The following is a 20,331-nucleotide window of genomic DNA, read 5'->3' on the forward strand; positions in this document are numbered from 1 at the left end:
TCGGTCCGTTTGGCCGCACCCTAGAGACGGGTCGCGGCGCGGCAAGCGAGCAATTCGTCACATGCCGATCGTGCTCTGGCTGATGGCCCTGCTCGGTCCGTTCGCGCCTGCAATCGCTCAGCCCAAGGTCAATATCGAGCAAGCCTTTGCCGATTCGCTCACGGCGCTGCCGAAGCAGGAACTGACCGTCTCCGGCGGCTTCTACGTGCCGGCCTATTCCAGCGTCGCGATGAGCCAGGGCAAGCTGCGCGTCGACTTTTCGGTGACCTTGAGCGTGCACAACGCCTCCGAAACGGAAGCACTGGTGGTCAAGCGCATCGCCTATTTCGACACCGCGGGCAAGCAGGTCGAGACCTATCTGAAGGCGCCGGTGGCCTTGAAGCCGCTGGCCACCATCTCGATCTTCATTCCGACCGATGATGTCCGCGGCGGCACCGGGGCCAATTTTCTCGTCGACTGGGCCGCGACCGGCGAGATATCCGAGCCGGTGGTCGAAGCCTTGATGGTTGGCGGCGTCGCCAATGCACATTACGCTTTCATCAGCCAGGGGCGTCCGACCAGGACGGTTGGCAGGAAATAAGACCGTCCGGCGGGGACGGTCGGCAAGACGTAAGGCCTATCGGCGCAACGCCGGGGGCTCAACAAAAACAAGACGAGGACCGCTCCCATGACATCCAGCTTCGATTTCGCCCCCCTGTTTCCGGCAGGGCTGCCGGCCCCGTCTGCGCGTTGGACCGGCCTTGCCAAATACAGTTTTGTCGGCGGCAACAACGATTCCGAGCAGCTGCCGCTCGATGGGTTGATCGAAGCGACCACTACGGTGCTGCAACGCGAGGGCCGCTTGCTCGCCACTTATGGGTTGGCGCACGGCCCGCAGGGCTATCTGCCCTTGCGCGAATTCCTCGTCACCAAGCTCAGGCGCGATGCCGGCATCAGCTGCACGGTCGACGATCTCCTGATCGTGTCCGGCTCGCTGCAGGCGCTCGACCTCGTCAACGCGACGCTGCTGACGCGCGGCGACACCGTGATCTTCGAGCAGGAGAGCTATCAGGGTTCGTTGACCCGCCTGGCCCGGCTCGGCGTCAACGTCGTCGGCATCCCGCTCGACAAGGACGGCATGCGCATGGACATGCTGGCCACGGCGCTGGCCGACCTCAAGAGCCGCGGTGTCCGTCCCAAATACATCTATACCATCCCGACCGTGCAGAACCCGACCGGCACCATCATGCCGGAGAGCCGCCGCACCGAGCTGCTGCGGCTGTCGACCGAATACGGCGTGCCTGTCTTCGAGGACGATTGCTATGCCGACCTGGTCTGGTCGGGTCAGCGGCCGCCCGCGATCTACGCGATGAGCCCGCACGGCGGCGTCATCCATATCGGCTCGTTCTCCAAATCGATCGCGCCGGCGCTGCGCGTCGGCTTCATCGTCGCGCCCTGGGATGTGATGTCGCGGATGCTGGCGCTGAAGACGGATGCCGGCTCCGGCGCGCTGGAGCAGATGGTGCTCGCCGCCTATTGCAAGCCGCACTTCGCAAGCCATGTGCCGGCGCTGACGAAGGCGCTGCGCACCAAGCTCGACACGCTGATGGAAGCGCTCAACGAGCAGTTCGGCACCGCGGCCGAGTTCGAGGAGCCCAAGGGCGGCATCTTCCTCTGGATCAAGCTGCCCGACCAGGTCGATACGCTAAAGCTGTATCAGGCCGCGCTCGCGGCCGGCGTCTCGCTCAATCCGGGGCCGGAATGGTCGACCAACAAGAGCCATTCCAGCTCGCGGTTGCGGCTGTGCTTTGCGAGCCCCTCGCATCAGCAAATCCGCGAAGGCGTCGCCGTGCTCGCTGAGGTCTGCCGCGAGGAGTTCGGCGTGCCTTCGCGCAGCGCCAATGTGGAGAAGCGGGCCTGAAGTCTGCCTCAAGTCGCCTGCGACGGGCGCCGTGGACGGCGCGCGCGGAATGCAAGGCTTTGGGAATGATTCGAGGCGGGATCTTTCGAGATATGACGCGTTGTCTTAGCCGCTGGACCACGGCAGCCTTGCTGTGGATTGCGCTGGCGTCCACGGCCGGCGCCGACACATTGGCAGCGACGGTCGAGCAATGGGGGCTGCTCGGATCATGGGCGGTCGATTGCGCAGCCAAGCCCGGCCGCGACAAGGGCGCGCTGCTGACTTACGAGATCCGGAAGGACGGCCGGGTGATGTACCGGCGCAATTTCGGTGACGCCAGGGACGAGAACGAGGTGGTGTCCGCGACGGTCAACGCGGAGGGCCTGCTCAACGTGATGGTGTACTTCCCCTCGCTGCAGCAGACGCGCGAGTTCGGCCTGTTGCTGGCGGAGGACGGGACCTTGCGCGCGATCTACAATCGCAGCGAGCGCGGCGTGTACACCATCAAGGATGGCAAATACGTCGCGACCGGCGCGCCGACGCCGCCGCAGCAGCGCTGCGATTAACCATTGTGTCCGAGCATGACCTTTCCTAATCATGCTCAGTCTGAATATCCATTCAGAATTCTCTTCCCGTTCCTCCGGAACGTTCATGCCCATGCGCGGTTTAGATTTGCATTCGATTGGAGGAGGACATCATGAAGAAGCTTGGTTATGTGGTTGCGGCCCTCGGTGCGCTCGTGATCGCGGCACCGACGCTGGCCAGTGCCGAGACGATGGTGATCAAGCGCGGTCATCATCACGGCATGTACGGCGCCCGCGCCGAGTACGGCATGCATCGCGACTACGGCTTGCATCGCGGCTGGCACCATCGGGACCGCGTCGTGGTGATCAAGCGCCATCATCGTCATATGGACTATTAATGCGCAACGCGACATGGAAATGGCCCCTCGCGGGGCCATTTCTTTGCGCTGCGCATCGCTTGGTCTCTCAATCCCAGGCCGGCGCGAAGCCGGGGTTGACGCAACGCCTGTCCTTGGGCAGCGCGGCGATCTTCTTGCGGTCGGCATCGTCGAGCGTGATCTTGAGCGCATCGAGATTGGCCTGTTGGCTCTCGCGGCGCGAGGCTTTCGGGATCGCAGCGACGCCGTTCTGGTCGAGCAGCCATTTCAGCGCGACCTGGGCTGCGCTCGCATTATGCTTGGTACCGATCTCGGCCAGCACCGGATCCGACGCAACGCGGCCCTGCGCGAGCGGGCAATAGGCGACCAGCCGGATCGATTTGGCGTTGAGATAGGCCAACACCTTCGATTGATCGAGCATGGCATGATATTCGATCTGGTTGCAGGCGATTGGCGCTCTGACGTCCTCGACCGCGATCTTGAGCAGTGCCGTGGTGAAATTCGCAACGCCGATCGCCCGCGTGCGCCCCTCCTCCTTCAGCTTCATCAGGGTCTCGAACACCGCACCCCAGTTCGCCGAGCTCGACGGCCAGTGCACGAGATAGAGGTCGACATGGTCGAGCCTGAGCTTGGTGAGGCTGGCGTCGAAGGCGCGGCGGATCGCATCGGGGCTGAGGTTCTCGTGCCAGACCTTGGTCGTGACATGCAGCTCGCCGCGCGGCAGGCGGGCGGCGGCAAGGGCGGCGCCGATCGGCTCTTCGTTGGCGTACATCTCGGCGGTATCGATGTGGCGATAGCCGATCGAGAGCGCGCTCTCGACCGCGGCGCGGCAGGCATCGCCCTGCATGCGGAAGGTGCCGAGGCCGAGTTTGGGCATGCTGATGCCCTGTGTCTTCAGATGATCCATGGGCTAACTCCTGAGGTCTTCATCCCGCCGGACACGCGGTGGGACCGCGGGGGACAGACTCTTCGGTGATGGAAAAGAGGCGGCGGGAGCGGACAGTATAGCGGGCGAGGCGCGGTGCGGCCAATCAAGATCGGGTTAGAGGCCTACGAATGCTGCGCCACCACGGCCGGGCGCGGCTGCGGCCGCGGCACGATGTCGACCGACCAGAGGTCGCGGTTGTCGACGTCCTTCAAGGTCACGGTCATCACGCCACTGGCGCCGTCGATGTCGACGCGGCCGAAGAACTGGAGGCCGAAGCACGGCGCAAGATTCTCGCCCTGAGCCTCGCTGCAGCCGTTCTGGTACATCGCGACCGGACCAAAGGTATTGTCGAGCTCGCCCGGGCCCCAGCTGCCGGCGTTCAACGGTCCTGAGACGAACTCCCAGAACGGCTCGAATTCGCTAAACTGCGCCTTGTTCGGATCGTAGTAGTGCGCGGCGGTGTAGTGCATGTCGGCGGTGAGCCAGACGATGTTGCGGATGCCGGCGCGCTTGCTGGACGACAGAAGGTCTGCGATCTCGTGTTCGCGCCGGTCGGGGGCACCGTTGCCCAGCGCGACGGCGTCCAGGCTGACCAAGCCGATCGGCAGGTCGGCCGCGATCACCTTCCAGGTCGCGCGCGAGGCGGCGAGCTCCCGCTTCAGCCAGGCAAGCCGCTCGACGCCCAGAATCCAGCCGCGATGATCGTCGCCCTTGTTCCAGGTCTCGTCGCGATAGCTGCGCATGTCGATCATGAAGACGTCGAGCAACGGACCGTAAGCGATCTTGCGGTAGACCCGCCCCGTGCGCGCGCCGATATCGCAGATCGGCATGAACTCGAAGAAGGCGCGGCGGGCGCGCGCGACGAGCCGCGGTGTGCCGTCTTCCTCATAGCCGGCGTCGTCGTAGCTGCCGACGGGCGACCAGTCGTTGGTGACCTCGTGGTCGTCCCATTGCGCGAACATCGGCACCTCCGCGTGGAAGGCGCGAAAATGGTGGTCGAGGTGGTTGTATTTGTAATTGCCGCGGAACTGCGCCAGCGTGTGCGCGACCTCGGCTTTTTCCTCGGTCACCACATTGCGCCAAATCTCGCCGTTCGGCAGCTTCTGCTCGGACGGGATGGTGCAGTCGGCGTAGATGTGGTCGCCGGAGTGAATGAAGAAATCGGGGCGGTTGTCGAGCATGGTGCGATAGCTGCGATAGCCGCCGCGCGCGACGTCGATGCCCCAGCCCTGCCCCGCCACGTCGCCCGACCACACGAATGAGACCGACTGGCGTGCAGCCGGTGCGGTGCGGAAATGCCCGACGCGGCTTTCGCCGGCGGTGCCGCTCGCGATGTCGTCGAAGCGTACGCGGTAGAAGATGTCCTGTCCCGGCGGCAGATCGTTCAGCAGCAGCTTTGCTGTGAAGTCGGCATCGGGTAGCGCCTCGCGCGAGGCGGATGCGATGATGGTCTTGAAGCTCTCGACCGTCGAGTACTCCACCTGCATGCGGGCGGGCCGATCCGCGCGTGCCCAGATCACGGCGGAGCCATCGGAGACATCGCCGGACTGGATGCCGCCCGCGATCTGCGGACGATCGGCGGCGCGGCTCAGGCGAGGCTTCGCGAGCGCGGCGACGGCGAGGCTGGAGGCGGATCGGACCAGGAACTGCCGCCGGGTCCATGCGCGCGAGGCGCGGAGCGATGCCATTCAGGAGACCTTCGTCGAATCGCGACGAAAGGTGCCTGCGCCGTTTGACTCACAGCTTACGGTTTCTTGACTCCACGCCTACGGTTTTGCGACGCAGGGATGACGGGTGCGTAAGGAGCTAGCGCTTCCAGTTGCAGATGCCGCCGGAGCGGCACGGCCAGGTCTGGATGCGGGTGTCCATCGCCTGCGCGTTGAGCGGATTGCCGCGGCGATGCGCGAGCCTGGTGCGCGCTGCGCCGCGCGGCTGGGCGCTCCTGGCGTGTGCGACTTTCGGCTCGGGCACGTGCACGCGCTCGGCGGCGACCTTCTTCGGCACATCCATCGGCGCGGTGCGGGCCTGCGCCTCATTGCCGCCCTTCGCCTCGAGCGCCACCGGCGCGAACTGCGTCTCCGGCCCAAGCCGCTTCGGCGACAGCACGGCCTTGGAGAGATCGAGACCAAGATATTCGTCGGGCTTGTAGTCGTCAGCACGAGCGAGCCCAGTCCCTGCGAGCACGAGGGCAATGGCGATCGCAAAACTTTTCAGGACCACGGACGCCTCCTGAAATTGAATTATTAAGAGGTAATTCACCCCTATTTAGGAGGCGTCGCGCGCAATTCCAGCGGTCAATTGCCGCCGTGGTTAAGAACTTGGGCGGTGTCAGGCGACCTTTCGCGCCGCACTCGTCCCATCCAGGAACCCGAGCAGGCGGCTGCGGATGATCTGCTCCGCCTCGCTCATGATGCGATCGACCAGTTCCTTACAGGTGGGGATGTCGTGGATCAGCCCTGCGACCATGCCGCAGCTCCAGGCACCCGCGTCCATCTGGCCGTCCAGCATGATTTTTGGATAGACGCCGGCGACCTGGTCGTGGATGTCGTCGATGGTGAGCCTCGCGCCCTTCTCGCGCTCGATCTCGATGAGGCGATCGACATTGGCATTCTTGAGGACGCGCTCGGTATTGCGCAGCGCGCGCATGATCAGGCGCGTGTCGAGCTCGGTGGCGGCGACCAGCGCATTCTTCACGTTCTGATGCACCGGTGCTTCCTTGGTGGCGATGAAGCGCGTGCCCATGTTCATGCCGGCCGCGCCCAGCGAGAGCGCCGCGACCAGACTGCGCCCGTCGGCCATGCCGCCGGAGGCGACGAACGGAATCTTCAACTCCTCGGCCGCACGCGGCAGCAGGATCATGTTGGGAATGTCGTCCTCGCCGGGATGGCCGCCGCACTCGAAGCCGTCGACGCTGACGGCGTCGCAACCGATGCGCTCGGCCTTCAGCGAGTGCCGCACCGAGGTGCATTTGTGGATGACCTTGATGCCGGCGGCCTTCAGCGCCGGCATGTAGGCTTCCGGGCTGCGGCCTGCGGTCTCCACCGCCTTGATGCCGCCTTCGACGATGGCGGCAATGTATTCCGGATAAGGCGGCGCCGCGAAGGTCGGCAGGAAGGTCAGATTCACGCCGAATGGCTTGTCGGTCATGTCGCGGCAGCGCGCGATTTCCTTCGTAAGCAATTCCGGCGTCTTTTGCGTGAGGCCGGTGATGATGCCGAGCCCGCCGGCATTGGAGACGGCAGCAGCCAGCTCGGCAAAGCCGACGAAATGCATGCCGCCCTGGATGATCGGATGCTCGATGCCGAACAGTTCGGTGATCGCAGTCTTCACTCAAATACCTCCCGGAGTTTTGCCTGGTTGGGATCAGTCTAGCCGGAGTGTTGCGCCGCGGTCACCATTTCTCTCCGAACGGGCGGATCTCCAGCTCGAAGGTCCAGGCGCTCTTCGGCTGCTGATAGAGCTGCCAATAGGCGTCAGCCACCGCCGACGGCGGCATCAACAGGTCGGGATTGTCGAGCGCATTCGGGCCGAGCGCTTCGAGCCGGCGCTGCCGCACCCATTCGGTGTCGACGCCGGAATCGATGATGAGATGGGCGACATGAATGTTGCTCGGCCCGAGTTCGCGCGCCATCGCCTGCGCCACCGCACGAAGCCCGAACTTGGCGCTGGCGAATGCAGCAAAACCGCTGCCGCCGCGCAAGCTCGCGGTCGCTCCGGTAAAGAAGATGTTGCCGCCGCCGCGCGGCAGCATCAGGCGCGCCGCTTCACGGCCCGCGAGGAAACCGGAATAGCAGGCCATCTCCCAGACCTTGCGGAAGACGCGCTCGGTGGTGTCGAGGATCGGGAAGTTGACGTTGGCGCCGACATTGAAGATGCAGACCTCCAGCGGCGCGTGCGTGTCGGCGTCATTGAGGAAGGAGATGACCTCCTCTTCCTTCCGCGCATCGAGCGAACGGGCGTGGATCTCGCCGCCGGCAGCTTCAATGTCCTTCACCAGCGGCGCCAGCTTGTCGCCGTTGCGGCGGCCGGCGTAGATCGAAAAGCCCTCGGCGGCAAATTTCTTGGCGATCTCGGAGCCGATGAAATCGCCGGCGCCGATCACGGCGGCTGTCGCATTTCGCTTGGGCACGATCGCCTCCTCCGGTTGTGGGGCATATGGTTGGTCCGAAGACTATAGTTCTAAAATAGAACTGTCAAATCATGCCTGCGAATGTTACTCTACGAGACAGATTGCGCTGATCATTCAAGTCAGTTCCTTTTTCTGACTTACTCCTCCAGATCGGAGACCGGATCATGAAATGGGACACGCTGGACGAAGAGCCGTGCTCACTCTCCCGCACCGTCGCGGTGGTGGGCGATCGCTGGACGCTGCTGATCCTGCGCGAATGTTTTTTGCGCGTGCGGCGCTTCGAAGGATTCCAGTCTTCGCTCCAGATCACGCGGCACCTGCTGTCGGAGCGGCTGAAGAAGCTGGTCCGCTTCGGCATCTTGCGCCGCGTCCCCTATTCCGAGGCGCCGAAGCGCTACGAGTACATCCTGACGCAGAAGGGGCTCGATCTCTATCCGATCATCATGGCGATGGTGCATTGGGGCGACACTCACATGGGCGACGAGCGCGGCCGCCCGCTGCTGCACGAGCACAAGGCCTGCGGCAAGCTGTTCGATCCCGTGATGGTGTGCTCGGAATGCGGCGAGGTGCTGCATGCCAAGCAGGTGCATGTGCATGCGGGGCCGGGGCGAAGAGAGGTAGAGGCGAAGTAGGCTCCCTCAACTCGTCATTGCGAGGAGCCCCTGCGACGAAGCAATCCAGGGTCTTCCCGCGGTAGCAGTCTGGATTGCGTCGCCGCGCTCGCAACGACGGAGATTGGGGCACCAGGGTCGCTCAATTAATTTGCATTTCAGAACGCCGGCGACCGCCGGACTCTTCGTCAGTGCCCCCGTGCCGGAGCGTGCAAATCGATCAGACGGAGAACGGCGGCGATCGGAATTAACAGCATGGCGAGGATCGCTAGCGACGAGAAGACATCGATATAGGCGAGGAGATCGACCTGCCGCTGCAACGTCTGGCCGACCCAGGCGAGCGCCTGCGAGGCCGCGTCCGTCGCGTTCGAGCCCTGGGCCTGGAAGAAGCGCGTCATCGCGTCGATCGTCTGCTGGTAACCGAGATCGGACGGCGCCACGTGCTCGATCAACCGGCTCTGATGGAATTGCTGGCGTTGCGCCAACATCGTCTGCGACAGCGCCACCCCCATCGAGCCGCCGATGTTGCGCCCGACATTGATCAGGGCGGAAGCCTGGTTGGTTTGCTCGGGCGGCACGCCGTCATAGGACGCCGTTGTCACCGGCAGAAACAGGAAGGGAAGGCCGATCGCCAGATAAATGCGCGAAAGCGCGGCATAACCATAGGAGATGTCTTCGGTCAGCCCGGTCAGATGCCACATCGCCAGGCCGGCAACCGTCGCTCCGAACATGATGAGATATTTCGGCTGCACGATCCCGACCAGCCGTCCCACCACCGGCATCAGCATCATCGTCGCGATGCCGCCGGGCGACAGCGCCAGGCCCGCGAGCATGGCGGTGTAGCCGATCTCGGTCTGCAATAGCTGCGGCAACAATTGGGTCGCCGAGATCAGCACCGCAAAGGTGCCGAGCATCACCAGGAAGCAGGCGCCGAACTGGCGCTGGCCGAGCAGGCGGATATCGACTATGGGATCGTCGCGCGACAATTCCCACGGGATCAGCGCGAGCAGGCAGAAGGCCGCGAGCAGCGCGAAGGACAGGATCATGCTGGATCCGAACCAGTCGTTGCGCTGGCCTTCATCGAGCACGAATTCGAGCGAGCCGAGCCCGACCGCAACCAGGATGAACCCGACATAATCGACGCGAAGACCCCTGCTGAGGAGCTCTTGCCTTTCCTCCTCGGCGCCTGACGGCTCCTTCACCAGGGTGCCGACGAGAAACAGCGAAATGAGCCCCATCGGCACGTTGATCAAGAACACCCAGTGCCATGAATAAGTGTCGGTAATCCAGCCGCCGAGGGTTGGACCGACCACGGGTGCAACGACGACGGCGACCCCGTAAATTGCAAAGGCTTGGCCACGCTTCTGCGGCGGGAAGGAGTCGGCCAAAATCGCCTGCTCGCTGGTCGCCATGCCGCCGCCGCCCAACCCTTGCAGGATGCGGAACAGCACCAGCGCCTGCAGATTCCAAGCGAGCCCGCAGAACAGCGAGGCGACGGTGAAGATCGCGACACAGAGCATATAGAAGCGCTTGCGTCCCAGCACGGTGGAGAGCCAGCCGGAGATCGACAGCACGATTGCGTTGGCAACGAGGTAGCTGGTGATGACGTAAGTGCTCTCGTCGAGGCCGACCGCAAGCCCGCCGGCGATATGGCGCAGCGCGACATTGGCGATGGTGGTGTCGAGCACCTCCATGAAGGTCGCGATCGAAACCACGAAGGCGATCAGATAGGGATTGTGCCCGCCGGCCGCCGAGCGCTCCGGCGACCAGCCTCCGGCGCCCTCTTGCGTGGCGTCCGTCATCGCACCTTCGCCCAGGGCACGACCGACATGCCGGGACCAACGGGCAGATCGGCCGGCCAGTTGTCGACCACGATCTTCACCGGCACGCGCTGCACCACCTTGACGTAATTGCCGGTGGCGTTCTCCGCCGGCAGCAGGCTGAACGCGGTGCCGGAGCCGGGCTGCACGGAATCGACATGGCCGGTCAGCTTGCGGCCGGGATAGGCATCGATGCGGATCTCGACCGGCTGGCCCGGCCGCATGTCGTTGAGCTGGGTTTCCTTGTAGTTGGCAACGATCCAGACCTCGTCTGGCACGAACATCATCAGGCTCTGTCCTGCCGTGACGAAGGTGCCCTTGGCGCCCGAGAGCTTCACCACGCGTCCGGACTGGGCGGCGATGACATTGGTGTACTCCAAGTTCAACTTGGCCTGATCGAGTTGCGCCTGCGATTGCTCCAGCTGCGCCTTGGCGCCTTCGAGCTGGGCTTGCAGCGTCTTGATGCCGACCTGTGCAGTCGCGACCGCGGTCTTGGCGCGCTCGGTATTGGCCTGCTGTGCCTGAAGGTCGGAACGGGTCTGCTGCTGACGCTGCACGGTGCCGGCGCCCTTCTCGACGAGATCTTCGGCGCGATTGAACTCCTCTTGTGCGAACTTGAGCTGGGCCTGCGCCTGATCGAGCTGGGCCTGGGCCTGCTTGATCTGCTCCTGCTGAGAGACAATCTGCGCCTCGACATTGGCGATGTTCGCCTTGGAGACTTCAACCTGCGCAGTGGCCTGATCGACCGCGATCCGGTAGTCGCGCTCGTCGATCTTCGCCAGCAGATCGCCGGCCTTGACATGCTGGTTGTCCGTGACCGGGATGTCGGTCACATAGCCGCCGACCTTCGAGGCGACGGAAAAGCTGCGCGCGGCGATGAAGGCGTCGTCGGTGGATTCATAGTGGCGCACCTCCAGCCAATACAGCAGCCCGCCGGCCAGAGCCGCGATCAGCACGATGGCGCCGACGGTCGCGAGCAGCCAGTGCTCGCGAAGCCGGTCGCGCAGCGATGGTGTCTTCGGCCTCTGGTCGTCGGCGTCGCGGGTCTGATCAGGGGAGGTCTTCGGAGCTTCCTTCGCCCTCTGCGGCTGCTCCGCCGACGGATCACGCTGCCGTGTCTGAGCATCCACAGGGAACACCTTTCTCGGGGACCAACGCGGAGGAGCAGAAAACCCGCAGCTCGCGCGTTGCGAGCCTAACCGCAGCGCCAAGGCATGGTTCCGGCTTTGAAGAAGCTCACTGCCATTCGTGATTGCATTGCTCAAAAAACGAGCGCGGCACTCTGAGGTGCCGCGCTCGCCCGAAGCATCGGTTCGGCGCACTTGGCTCAGTGCGTCTTGGTCTCATGCCATTTCTCGAGATCGGGCTTCGCCTTGTCCGACCCCTGCTCCTTCTCCGGGGTGCCCTTCCACGGCGTGTCCGTCTGCCGGTGTGAGCCCCAGTCGTTCTGCTGCCGAGGATCGTCGTTGGGCCGTTCCTTGCTCATTTCAACTCCTTCGCTGAATGCTACGCGAAGGGAACGCCGTAATAGGAGTTAATGCCGCGAACCGCGGCGTCATCGCTCCAGTTCCAGTCGCTCCGTTCACCGTATTTCGGCGCGCCTTCCAGCTCTTTCGTAGTGATGCCGGTGACGTAGCCGCCGAGCTCCGTGTCGTATTTGAGCGACTGCCAGGGTAACGGATAGTGATCATTGCCGAGGCCCAGGAAGCCGCCGAAGCCGAGCACGGCGTAGGACACCTTGCCGCTGATCTTGTCGATCATCACGCGCTCGATCGAGCCGATCCGGTTGCGATCCGCACCAAAGACCGATGTTCCCTCGACCTTGTCGCTGCCGATCAACCGGCCCATCTCGCTGCGGTCCAGTTCGCCTTGATTCAGCATGTCAATTCTCCACTCAGCCGATGTGTGAATCAACCGCACAGGCGCGTCATCGTTCCGGCGCGCGCGGCGCGCGACATCAGGAACATCGCGCGAAACGCGCGGTTCTCTAACGTCACCGCAAACCGGAGCCGCCTCGATGTCCCAGACCGTATCCGACTTCATCGTCCAGCGTCTGCATCAATGGGGCGTGCGGCACATGTTCGGCTATCCCGGCGACGGCATCAACGGCGTGTTCGGCGCCTTGAACCGGGCGGACGGCAAAATTGGTTTCGTGCAGGCGCGGCACGAGGAGATGGCCGCATTCATGGCGACCGCTTACGCGAAGTTTTCAGGCGAGCTCGGCGTCTGCATCGCCACCTCGGGGCCCGGCGCCTCACATCTCATCACCGGCCTCTACGATGCGCTGCTCGATCACCAGCCGGTGCTGGCGATCGTCGGCCAGCAGGCACGGAACGCACTCGGCGGGAACTACCAGCAGGAACTCGACCTCGTCTCGATGTTCAAGGATGTCGCGGGCGCCTATGTCATGCAGGCCTCCTCGCCGGCACAGGTGCGGCACCTGATCGATCGTGCGGTGCGAACCGCACTGGCCCGACGAACGCCCACAGCGATCATCCTGCCCAACGATCTTCAGGAAGAGCCCTACGACAGCCCGCCTCGCGCCCACGGCACCCTGCACTCCGGTGTGGGTTACAGCGCCCCGCGCATCACGCCGCGAGAGACCGAGCTCGACCGCGCCGCCGAGGTGCTCAACGCCGGGAAGAAGGTCGCGATGCTCATCGGCGCCGGCGCGCTTCACGCGACCGATGAGGTGATCGCGGTCGCCGATCGGCTGTCGGCCGGCTGTGCCAAGGCGCTGCTCGGCAAGGCGGCGCTGCCGGACGACCTGCCATGGGTGACCGGCTCGATCGGCCTGCTCGGCACCGAGCCCAGCTACAACATGATGATGGGCTGCGACACCCTGCTGTTGGTCGGCTCCGCCTTTCCTTATGCTGAATTCCTGCCCAAGGAAGGCGCCGCGCGCGGCGTGCAGATCGACATCGACGCCAGCATGATGTCGATCCGTTTTCCGATGGAAGTCGGCCTCGTGGGCGATGCCGCCGAGACCCTGCGCGCGCTGCTGCCGCGGCTTGCACCCAAAGCCGATGGCGCCTGGCGCAACGGCATCGAGGACGAGGTCGCAAAATGGTGGAAGACGCTGGATGACCGCGCCCATCAGCCGGCAGCACCGGTCAACCCGCAGCTCGTCACCTGGGAATTGTCCCCGCGCCTGCCCGACCGCGCCGTCATCACCAGCGATTCCGGCTCCTGCGCCAACTGGTTCGCGCGCGACCTGAAAATGCGCCGCGGCATGATTGCCTCGCTCTCCGGCGGCCTCGCCTCGATGGGCGCTGCGGTGCCCTATGCGCTCGCCGCGAAATACGCCCATCCGGACCGTCCGGTGATTGCGCTGGTGGGCGATGGCGCGATGCAGATGAACAACATGGCGGAACTGATCACGGCTGCCAAGTACTGGCGCTCCTGGCGCGACCCACGCTTCATCGTCTGCGTCTTCAACAACGAGGATCTCAACCAGGTCACCTGGGAGCAGCGCATCATCAACGGCGATCCGAAGTTCGAGGCTTCGCAGCGCATTCCGAACGTCTCCTATTCGCGCTTCGCCGAAATGATCGGCCTCACCGGAATCTTCGTCGACAACCCGCAGCTGGTCGGCTCGGCCTGGGAGCAGGCGCTGGCGAGCGAGAGGCCCGTCGTCTTGGAGGTGAAGACCGATCCCGAAGTGCCGCCGCTGCCGCCGCACATCACCTTGCAGCAGGCCAAGAACTTCTCGCTCGCGCTGATGAAGGGCGACCCGAACCAGAGCAGCGTCATCAAGGGCGCGGCACGGCAGGTGCTCGAAACCATCCTGCCCGGAAAGGAGTGAACCATGAGCGATTTCCGCGATATCCAGCATGGCGTCAACGACCCCGTCTCCGGCGTCGATGTGAAACAGCACTTCAACGACAACAAGACGCCGCATGAGCGGGCACAGCGCCACGCCGACGTGCGTGCAGAGCCTTCGGCCTCGCCGAGCGAGCCGTTTCTGCCCGAGCGGCTGCGGCGCAAGCCGACCGATCCGATCAATCCGCGCACCGGCCGTAACCCCACCGATTAGCCGTTAGGAACCTCGGCCTCTGCGGCGGGTTGGTCGGCGCAACGTCGCGCGGCGAGAGGCTGCGCGCCCACATTGGAGGGATTGCCCATGAAACGTGCCATGATTGCCGTTGCCTGCGTGCTGTTTGCAGGCCCCGCGATTGCCCAGTCGCTCGGCGAAAAGACCGGCGTCAACTCGGCGCTCGGCGTCGCGCCCGCCACGGCCGACTTTGTCAAGGAGGTCGCGATCAGCGACTTGTTCGAGATCGAGTCGAGCAAGCTCGCCGAGCAGAAGGGCGACGCGCAGGAGAAGAGCTTCGCCCAGCAGATGGTGACCGACCACACCAAGACCAGCGGCGAGCTGAAGGGCCTGGTCAGCGACGGCAAGGTGCAGGCGACCTTGCCGACGGCGCTCGACAGCTCGCACCAGAGCAAGCTCGACAAGCTGAAGAACGCGACGGGCAAGGACTTCAGCTCCGACTACAATTCCTACCAGGTCAGCGCCCATGAGGATGCGGTCTCGCTGTTCGAGCGCTATGCCAAGGGCGGCGACAATTCCGCACTGAAGGACTGGGCCGGCAAGACGCTGCCGGCGCTCAAGCACCATCTCGACATGGCCAAGGAGCTCGGCAAGGCGCCGAGCGTCGGACAGTCGAAACAGTCGAAGTAGCCATGTTCCGAGGACGCCGGCCCTGCCGGCGTCCTCCCCGGATAGCAACGTTGCCTGTCTCCGCGCATTGAGATCGCAAGATCGCGGAGATCACCATGGCACAACAAGACAAGGCCTCACTCACCCGCCGGCACATCGTCCAGGCCGCGAGCGCCACGCTCGCGGCGGCTTCGCTGGCGTCCTCGACGGCGAAAGGAGATATGCCGATGGCAGAGCAGGACCTCAATCCCGTCAGCCGCTATCCAAAGCCGCCCTTCAAGAAGCAGTCGCAGCCCTGGCCGGGCCTTGCCGGCAGGATGGAGCCGCGGCCGGACCACGGCGAGACCAGCTACAAGGGCTCCGGCCGGCTCGCCGGCCGCAAGGCGCTGATCACCGGCGGTGATTCCGGCATGGGCCGCGCCGCCGCGATCGCTTATGCGCGCGAAGGCGCCGACGTCGCCATCAACTATCTGCCGGCGGAAGAGTCGGACGCGCAGGAGGTGATTGCGCTGATCAAGAAGGAAGGGCGCAACGGCGTTGCGATCCCCGGCGATCTCAAGGACGAAGCCTTCTGCAGGAAGCTGGTCGAGCAGGCCATCCAGGGTCTCGGCGGCCTCGACATCATCGTCAACAACGCGGCCCGGCAGCAGACGCGCGCCTCCATCCTTGACGTCTCGACGGAGGATTTCGACGCCACCATGAAGACCAACATCTACGCGCCATTCTGGATCATCAAGGCAGCGCTGCCGCATCTCAAGCCCGGATCCTGCATCATCGGCACAGCCTCCGAGCAGGCTTACGATCCCTCTCCCGATCTCTACGATTATGCGCAGACCAAGGCGGCGACCATGAACTACGTGAAATCGCTGGCGAAGCAGCTCGCCTCGAAGGGCATCCGCGTCAATGGCGTTGCGCCAGGGCCGATCTGGACGCCGCTCCAGGTTTCCGGCGGCGCCACGATGGAGAAGCTGGAGAAGTTCGGCGGCATGACGCCGCTCGGCCGTCCCGGCCAGCCTGCCGAGCTCGCTTCCATTTATGTGCAGCTGGCAGACGCCGATGCGAGCTATGCGACCGGCCAGGTCTACGGCTCCGCGGGTGGATCAGGGCAGCCCTAGGGAACCATTTCGTCATCAAATCTTTACAAAAATGTCATGGAGAATAACCCGCCGATTACCAACTGATGGCGCTCGCAACAGTCAGGCCAACCCAAATCGATATCGCGATCGCAAACGAGGTCGCGGATCACACCAACTCACAGTTTGAGCAGACGGCCAAAGCGCTGACCTGGGGCGCAGACGAGCATATGCTGCTCGCGCTCGCCGCTGCGGGTTGGCTCTATGCCCAGCTTCGACCCGCCGAAGAGCGCCGCGTGGCCAATCATGTTCTGGCAGTTTCGCTCGCAACGGCGCTGTTGCCGCATGTCCTGAAATCCGCCTTTGACCAGATCAGACCGGACCGGCTGACGGTGCGAGGCCACCTCCACGGCATTCCTTTCTCCGGGCAACCGCGCGACGCTTTCCCGTCCGGCCACGCCATGCACATGGGCGCGCTCGCGTCGGCTGCCAGCCTGCTGCCCCCGGCCCGGCGCCGGCTCGTGCGCTCCATCGCGGCGGCGCTGTCACTGACACGCGTCGCCCTGCTCGCGCACTGGGCCAGCGACGTCGTTGTCGGCTTCACCCTCGGTATCGCCATCGAGCGGCTGCTGCGGCCGTGGACGCTGGCGAGGCCGTACCGCAAGTCCGCAGACCGGCGGGCACGGACATGACGGAGTATGTTCTGCGCTTCATCGCCGGCGGCGCGATCGTGTCCGTGTTTGCAATCCTAGGCGACATGCTGAAGCCCAAGAGCTTCGGCGGCCTTCTCGGCGCCGCGCCATCGGTCGCGCTCGCAACGCTCAGCATCGCCGTTGTCCAGCATGGCCCCCACTATGCCGCGGCGGAAAGCTGGACCATGATCTACGGCGCGATCGCTCTCATCTGCTACAGCCTCGCCGTCTGCCATCTCCTGATGAGATTTCGCCTTGCGGCGCTGCCTTCCACCATCCTTGCTTTCGCCGTATGGCTTGCAGTCGCCTTCGGCCTGCTCGCGGGTTTGGGAGGCGCGGCCTAATGCTGGTCAAGCTGTCGCCCTCGTCGCTGAAGCAGACGCGCTGGTACGAGTACGGCGTCCGCTTCCTGCTCGGGGGCCTCGCGACTGTTTTCGCAGGGATCGTAAGCAAGCGCTTCGGTGTTGCGGTCGGCGGGCTCTTCCTCGCGCTCCCCGCCATCTTCTGCGCCAGCGCGACGCTGATCGAAAGCCACGAGCGCCGCCGCAAGGAGAAGGCCGGCCTCAGCGGACGGCGACGCGGGCAGCAGGCCGCAGCGCTGGACGCTGCGGGTGCCGGCCTCGGAAGCATTGGTCTTGCGGCGTTCGCTGCTACTTTCTACGCCCTGGTTTCGGCGAGCGTGATCGGCGCATTCGCCGCTGCTATTCTGTTGTGGGCTACCATTTCAGTATCGGCGTGGTGGCTGAGGCGGACGCTTCGCACCACCTCCCGCCGCGGGCTGCCCGATCGCTGGATGTGATCAGCGAGGCGCCGGGGCCTCTTCCCGCAGCATCAAAAAACCGTACATCTCGGCAGCGGTCTGAAGCTGATCGAGGCGCGCGAGCACGGAGTCGCGTTGCATGCCATCCGGCAGGCGCGACAATTCATGCTCAAGCCGCAGCCTCTGCGCGTCGAGGCGCTGTTCGAATGTGTGGGGCTCAGATCGTCTTCGCATCATCCGTCCTCGGCGGTTGCAGGCCAGGGCTGTTGGCCCATCGCTCGACTTGCTCGATGACCCTCTGGTGGCTCGGGCGCACCGGTTTTGGCGCTTCGGGCTCTTCGGAAAGCTTGCGGGGTAATCTGACTTCGTCGGTCATGATCCCATCTCCCTCTCCATTAAAATGCGCTTCGACGGGAGTGGTTTCAATCCATAACATATTGACTTTGCTATGCAAAACTACTAATTTGGCAATTTGTCCGACTCTTGTGGAACTCACCGCAAGTTGGCAGGTTGTGCAACTTACTCAAACTACTCAACTTGCGTGATCGACCATGAATGACCTTCGCGCCGAGCGCCTTCAGGTCATGCTCTCGCCGGATGAGCTGGCCGCAGTCGACGATTTCCGATTCAAGCATCGCATGCCGACGCGCGCCGCAGCGGTTCGCGAACTGCTCAAGTTCGGGCTGGCTGCCGCGGACGTTGATGCGATACCTGGCGTCAAGTCGAGCAGCTTCGGCGTATTCGGCCGGGGCCCTGACGGTCACACGCAGGGTGACCCTGAAAGCGGCAAGGAAGACTGATTAACGCCAGCTCGCAAAGCGAAACGACCCCGGCACGGTGGGTGCCAGGGCCGTCCTTGGAGATTACTTCCGGCTCACCGGGGGCATGATAACCGGAAGCAACCTTTCGACTCTCCGCGCGGGGATTCGTTCCTCGCGAGCAATCCATCTATGTCTGGAACATGATCCTTTCGGAAAAGCGCCTCGCGCTTGCGCTAGGCGGCCCTTCGGGTCCGGATCGTGTTCTAGCCGCTCGGCGCGGCACCGGAATCATCCGGCGTCATGCCGGAGCCCGGCGTCTTGCTGTTGTCGTTCAGTTCGGGATCGCGCGTCGCTTCGCGCGACGGCGAAGTTTTCGGATTCGTTTTTTGTGCTGTTTGCGCGCGCTGCTTGTCGCGCGGTTGCTCCTCAGCGCGCTTGTCCTTGACGATGCCGTGGTCGGAATGCGCCATGATGTCTTCTCGCTGCTCTGATGTCTCGAAGGGCTTACGCACCGCGGCGCCGAATGTTCCGGATCCGCGCTAACCTTGGCGCTAACTGTGCGCGGCGTGGACCGCAACCGAGGCCTTCTCCAGATGCACCTGCCGGACGGTCGTTACGGTCGCGAACGCGACCGAGACGCCGAAGGCGAGAATGAGTGAAAGAAGAGCCAGACGTGGAGCCATCGCAAACCTCCTTCTGGAATCGGAAAAATCAATAACGCGATCGACTGTTCCTGAATAATCCTGAATTGGTCGCTTGCATTCCGTGCGCGGTCTCACACACGGATTCACGAAGCCGAGAGTGGCTTACGCGCTCCGCCTCGGCGGGGCCCCAATCGCAACAGGCGGGATTTCACCATCGAGCCAATCCTGCTCCTTGGCGAGCGCCGTCCAGGCGTCCGCCATGCGCGAGTAGCGCTTGTGGGCGGGCTGTCCCTCCGCTCGCTCTGCGAGCTGAAGACAGTTGTCGGCATTATCCCTGAAAATGTCAGACTGTTTCATGGACAACATCTGGGAATGGAACTCTGGCGGCGCAACCGCTCTTACTCGATCGTAACGGGGAACTTCGCGCGCCATCGATCATTGCAATGCATGAGGATTCTTGTCGCGATAGTCCTGGCATTCATCAGCACTGCGGCGCTGGCCGACAGCACGGGTGAGCGAACCGCCGGCGGTGGTGCGCCCACCGCGACCGATGTCATCAGCGGCCTCTACAGCTTCAGCCGCTTTCAGCAGGGTCTTCTGGAGAACAGCGATCTGAAGGGCAATGCCGAGGTCAAGCATCTCGCCGCCGTGCGCGCCGAAGAGGCGGTCAAGCGCGACAAGCTGCTGAAGCAGATCCAGGAGGCGATCGGTGCGGAGCCGCGCGCCGGCAAGACGACACCGATGAGCGCGAGCCTCGTCGAGCCCGAAAATTCGGACGGGCCGACTTACGTCAGAAGCTTTTATGCCGCGCAGATCCCGGAGTACGAATCCGCCATTGGCCTGCTTGAGCACTATCTCAAGGCGCCCGACAATGCGGCGCTGGCTGCCTTCGCGCGCGAGCAGCTCCCGACGCTGCGCTCGCAGGTCAGGGACGCCGAGCGCACCATGGCGGACAAGTAGCGGCCCTATTTGTCGTTCGGATGATGTTGCTGGCTCTCGGGCCGAACGGTGCGATCACTCTCCGGCATCTTGTCCCGGCCCGCATCGCCGTTGTCATCCTTGCCGCCCGAGGTCGAGGTGCCGCTGCCGCTTGGGTTCGACCTGGTGGACGTCCCCGTGGTTGACGTGTCCGCGTGCGGGGTGGCGGAGCTTGCGGCGGGATCCCCGGTGACGGCCCCCCGGCCGGTCGGTGCACCCTGGGCGATGGCCGATCCCGTGGCGAACAATATGGCGATGACCGCGGCCCTTCCTGTTCTCATATGCACTCTCCCTGTCTTTCGGGCTAACAGCAGGCGCGGCGCTCCGTTCCGAATGACCTGGGGCCGCAGGGGACGGGCCGATTGGCGAGCCGCCGGGGCTGATTTTCTGAAGCGGGGTGGAACCAAACCGGCAGACCGGTGTTATTTGCACCGGGCTGAGCAAAGCAGGTTCCATTTCCTCGCGCCGCAACCTTGGCGCTTGATTTTAGAA

General features: G+C 64.1%; 28 protein-coding genes. 14 read left to right on the top strand and 14 right to left on the bottom strand.

All coding sequences use genetic code 11. The features are described 5' to 3' along the window. Positions 1-61 precede the first annotated feature (61 nt). The 4 genes from JJB99_RS28410 (at position 62) to JJB99_RS28425 (ending at position 2,801) form a co-directional block, all read left to right on the top strand. Positions 62-580 (top strand): DUF3124 domain-containing protein, encoded by a 519-nt coding sequence (locus JJB99_RS28410; protein WP_200495545.1) that lies wholly within the window; start codon positions 62-64, stop codon positions 578-580. Between the two features lie 87 nt (positions 581-667). Continuing rightward, entirely contained in the window at positions 668-1,900 is a 1,233-nt protein-coding gene (locus JJB99_RS28415; RefSeq protein WP_200495546.1) for a PLP-dependent aminotransferase family protein, read from the top strand. A 92-nt stretch (positions 1,901-1,992) separates the two neighbouring features. Next, a complete protein-coding gene (locus tag JJB99_RS28420; protein WP_200495547.1) occupies positions 1,993-2,445 on the top strand; it encodes a hypothetical protein in 453 nt (150 codons plus the stop codon). A gap of 131 nt (positions 2,446-2,576) precedes the next feature. Beyond that, on the top strand, positions 2,577-2,801 hold the full coding sequence (locus tag JJB99_RS28425) for a hypothetical protein (protein WP_200495548.1): 225 nt from the start codon (positions 2,577-2,579) through the stop codon (positions 2,799-2,801). A 67-nt stretch (positions 2,802-2,868) separates the two neighbouring features. Here the strand turns inward: JJB99_RS28425 and JJB99_RS28430 are convergent, their stop codons facing one another. From JJB99_RS28430 to JJB99_RS28450, 5 genes are all read right to left on the bottom strand, one after another. Continuing rightward, positions 2,869-3,687 (bottom strand): aldo/keto reductase, encoded by an 819-nt coding sequence (locus JJB99_RS28430; RefSeq protein WP_200495549.1) that lies wholly within the window; start codon positions 3,685-3,687, stop codon positions 2,869-2,871. 143 nt (positions 3,688-3,830) lie between these two features. Continuing rightward, a complete protein-coding gene (locus tag JJB99_RS28435) occupies positions 3,831-5,396 on the bottom strand; it encodes an alkaline phosphatase D family protein (RefSeq protein WP_200495550.1) in 1,566 nt (521 codons plus the stop codon). 118 nt (positions 5,397-5,514) lie between these two features. Next, entirely contained in the window at positions 5,515-5,928 is a 414-nt protein-coding gene (locus tag JJB99_RS28440; RefSeq protein WP_200495551.1) for a hypothetical protein, read from the bottom strand. A 108-nt stretch (positions 5,929-6,036) separates the two neighbouring features. Then, positions 6,037-7,038: an NAD(P)H-dependent flavin oxidoreductase gene (locus tag JJB99_RS28445; protein WP_200495552.1), complete on the bottom strand. Its 1,002-nt coding sequence runs from the start codon at positions 7,036-7,038 to the stop codon at positions 6,037-6,039. Positions 7,039-7,099: 61 nt separating this feature from the next. Further along, positions 7,100-7,837, bottom strand: coding sequence for an SDR family oxidoreductase (locus JJB99_RS28450; RefSeq protein WP_200495553.1), 738 nt, complete (start codon positions 7,835-7,837; stop codon positions 7,100-7,102). A 164-nt stretch (positions 7,838-8,001) separates the two neighbouring features. On the opposite strand from JJB99_RS28450, the gene JJB99_RS28455 reads away from it, so the two are divergent. Continuing rightward, positions 8,002-8,469 (top strand): winged helix-turn-helix transcriptional regulator, encoded by a 468-nt coding sequence (locus JJB99_RS28455; protein ID WP_200495554.1) that lies wholly within the window; start codon positions 8,002-8,004, stop codon positions 8,467-8,469. 167 nt (positions 8,470-8,636) lie between these two features. Here JJB99_RS28455 and JJB99_RS28460 read toward each other — a convergent pair whose 3' ends face one another. The 4 genes from JJB99_RS28460 to JJB99_RS28475 form a co-directional block, all read right to left on the bottom strand. Further along, positions 8,637-10,250, bottom strand: a complete 1,614-nt coding sequence (locus JJB99_RS28460) for a DHA2 family efflux MFS transporter permease subunit (protein ID WP_200495555.1) — start codon at positions 10,248-10,250, stop codon at positions 8,637-8,639. Beyond that, the gene (locus JJB99_RS28465; RefSeq protein ID WP_200495556.1) at positions 10,247-11,398 is read right to left on the bottom strand and encodes an HlyD family secretion protein; all 1,152 of its coding nucleotides are present in this window, start codon (positions 11,396-11,398) and stop codon (positions 10,247-10,249) included. Before JJB99_RS28465 ends, JJB99_RS28460 begins: the two co-directional genes overlap by 4 nt. Before the next feature lie 197 nt (positions 11,399-11,595). Then, complete coding sequence (locus tag JJB99_RS28470) at positions 11,596-11,754, bottom strand: hypothetical protein (RefSeq protein WP_200495557.1); 159 nt, start codon at positions 11,752-11,754, stop codon at positions 11,596-11,598. 20 nt (positions 11,755-11,774) lie between these two features. Continuing rightward, the gene (locus JJB99_RS28475) at positions 11,775-12,149 is read right to left on the bottom strand and encodes a PRC-barrel domain-containing protein (RefSeq protein ID WP_200495558.1); all 375 of its coding nucleotides are present in this window, start codon (positions 12,147-12,149) and stop codon (positions 11,775-11,777) included. 136 nt (positions 12,150-12,285) lie between these two features. Between JJB99_RS28475 and JJB99_RS28480 the strand changes: the two genes are divergently transcribed. From JJB99_RS28480 to JJB99_RS28510, 7 genes are all read left to right on the top strand, one after another. Beyond that, positions 12,286-14,073: a thiamine pyrophosphate-requiring protein gene (locus JJB99_RS28480; protein WP_200495559.1), complete on the top strand. Its 1,788-nt coding sequence runs from the start codon at positions 12,286-12,288 to the stop codon at positions 14,071-14,073. A gap of 3 nt (positions 14,074-14,076) precedes the next feature. Further along, positions 14,077-14,304: a hypothetical protein gene (locus JJB99_RS28485; RefSeq protein WP_200495560.1), complete on the top strand. Its 228-nt coding sequence runs from the start codon at positions 14,077-14,079 to the stop codon at positions 14,302-14,304. 87 nt (positions 14,305-14,391) lie between these two features. After that, entirely contained in the window at positions 14,392-14,952 is a 561-nt protein-coding gene (locus JJB99_RS28490) for a DUF4142 domain-containing protein (RefSeq protein WP_200495561.1), read from the top strand. Positions 14,953-15,158: 206 nt separating this feature from the next. Continuing rightward, the gene (locus JJB99_RS28495; protein ID WP_200500338.1) at positions 15,159-16,046 is read left to right on the top strand and encodes an SDR family oxidoreductase; all 888 of its coding nucleotides are present in this window, start codon (positions 15,159-15,161) and stop codon (positions 16,044-16,046) included. 65 nt (positions 16,047-16,111) lie between these two features. Further along, positions 16,112-16,696 (top strand): phosphatase PAP2 family protein, encoded by a 585-nt coding sequence (locus JJB99_RS28500; RefSeq protein WP_200495562.1) that lies wholly within the window; start codon positions 16,112-16,114, stop codon positions 16,694-16,696. Continuing rightward, positions 16,693-17,040 (top strand): DUF3147 family protein, encoded by a 348-nt coding sequence (locus tag JJB99_RS28505; protein WP_200495563.1) that lies wholly within the window; start codon positions 16,693-16,695, stop codon positions 17,038-17,040. Before JJB99_RS28500 ends, JJB99_RS28505 begins: the two co-directional genes overlap by 4 nt. After that, positions 17,040-17,495, top strand: a complete 456-nt coding sequence (locus JJB99_RS28510) for a DUF3147 family protein (protein WP_200495564.1) — start codon at positions 17,040-17,042, stop codon at positions 17,493-17,495. The genes JJB99_RS28505 and JJB99_RS28510 overlap by 1 nt, the downstream gene beginning before the upstream one ends. Before the next feature lie 178 nt (positions 17,496-17,673). Here the strand turns inward: JJB99_RS28510 and JJB99_RS28515 are convergent, their stop codons facing one another. Further along, on the bottom strand, positions 17,674-17,832 hold the full coding sequence (locus JJB99_RS28515; protein ID WP_200495565.1) for a hypothetical protein: 159 nt from the start codon (positions 17,830-17,832) through the stop codon (positions 17,674-17,676). A 175-nt stretch (positions 17,833-18,007) separates the two neighbouring features. Between JJB99_RS28515 and JJB99_RS28520 the strand changes: the two genes are divergently transcribed. Further along, positions 18,008-18,256 (top strand): hypothetical protein, encoded by a 249-nt coding sequence (locus JJB99_RS28520; protein WP_200495566.1) that lies wholly within the window; start codon positions 18,008-18,010, stop codon positions 18,254-18,256. Between the two features lie 224 nt (positions 18,257-18,480). Here the strand turns inward: JJB99_RS28520 and JJB99_RS28525 are convergent, their stop codons facing one another. The 3 genes from JJB99_RS28525 to JJB99_RS36440 form a co-directional block, all read right to left on the bottom strand. Beyond that, on the bottom strand, positions 18,481-18,687 hold the full coding sequence (locus tag JJB99_RS28525) for a hypothetical protein (protein ID WP_200495567.1): 207 nt from the start codon (positions 18,685-18,687) through the stop codon (positions 18,481-18,483). An 81-nt stretch (positions 18,688-18,768) separates the two neighbouring features. Further along, positions 18,769-18,900, bottom strand: a complete 132-nt coding sequence (locus tag JJB99_RS36715) for a hypothetical protein (protein WP_265440642.1) — start codon at positions 18,898-18,900, stop codon at positions 18,769-18,771. 123 nt (positions 18,901-19,023) lie between these two features. Then, on the bottom strand, positions 19,024-19,218 hold the full coding sequence (locus tag JJB99_RS36440) for a hypothetical protein (RefSeq protein ID WP_246775018.1): 195 nt from the start codon (positions 19,216-19,218) through the stop codon (positions 19,024-19,026). A 90-nt stretch (positions 19,219-19,308) separates the two neighbouring features. Between JJB99_RS36440 and JJB99_RS28530 the strand changes: the two genes are divergently transcribed. Then, positions 19,309-19,821 (top strand): DUF4142 domain-containing protein, encoded by a 513-nt coding sequence (locus JJB99_RS28530; protein ID WP_200495568.1) that lies wholly within the window; start codon positions 19,309-19,311, stop codon positions 19,819-19,821. Between the two features lie 5 nt (positions 19,822-19,826). On the opposite strand, the gene JJB99_RS28535 is transcribed toward JJB99_RS28530, so the two are convergent. After that, entirely contained in the window at positions 19,827-20,120 is a 294-nt protein-coding gene (locus tag JJB99_RS28535) for a hypothetical protein (RefSeq protein WP_200495569.1), read from the bottom strand. Positions 20,121-20,331: the final 211 nt, after the last annotated feature.

Source organism: Bradyrhizobium diazoefficiens (genome assembly GCF_016616235.1).
Taxonomy (GTDB): Bacteria; Pseudomonadota; Alphaproteobacteria; order Rhizobiales; family Xanthobacteraceae; genus Bradyrhizobium; species Bradyrhizobium diazoefficiens_H.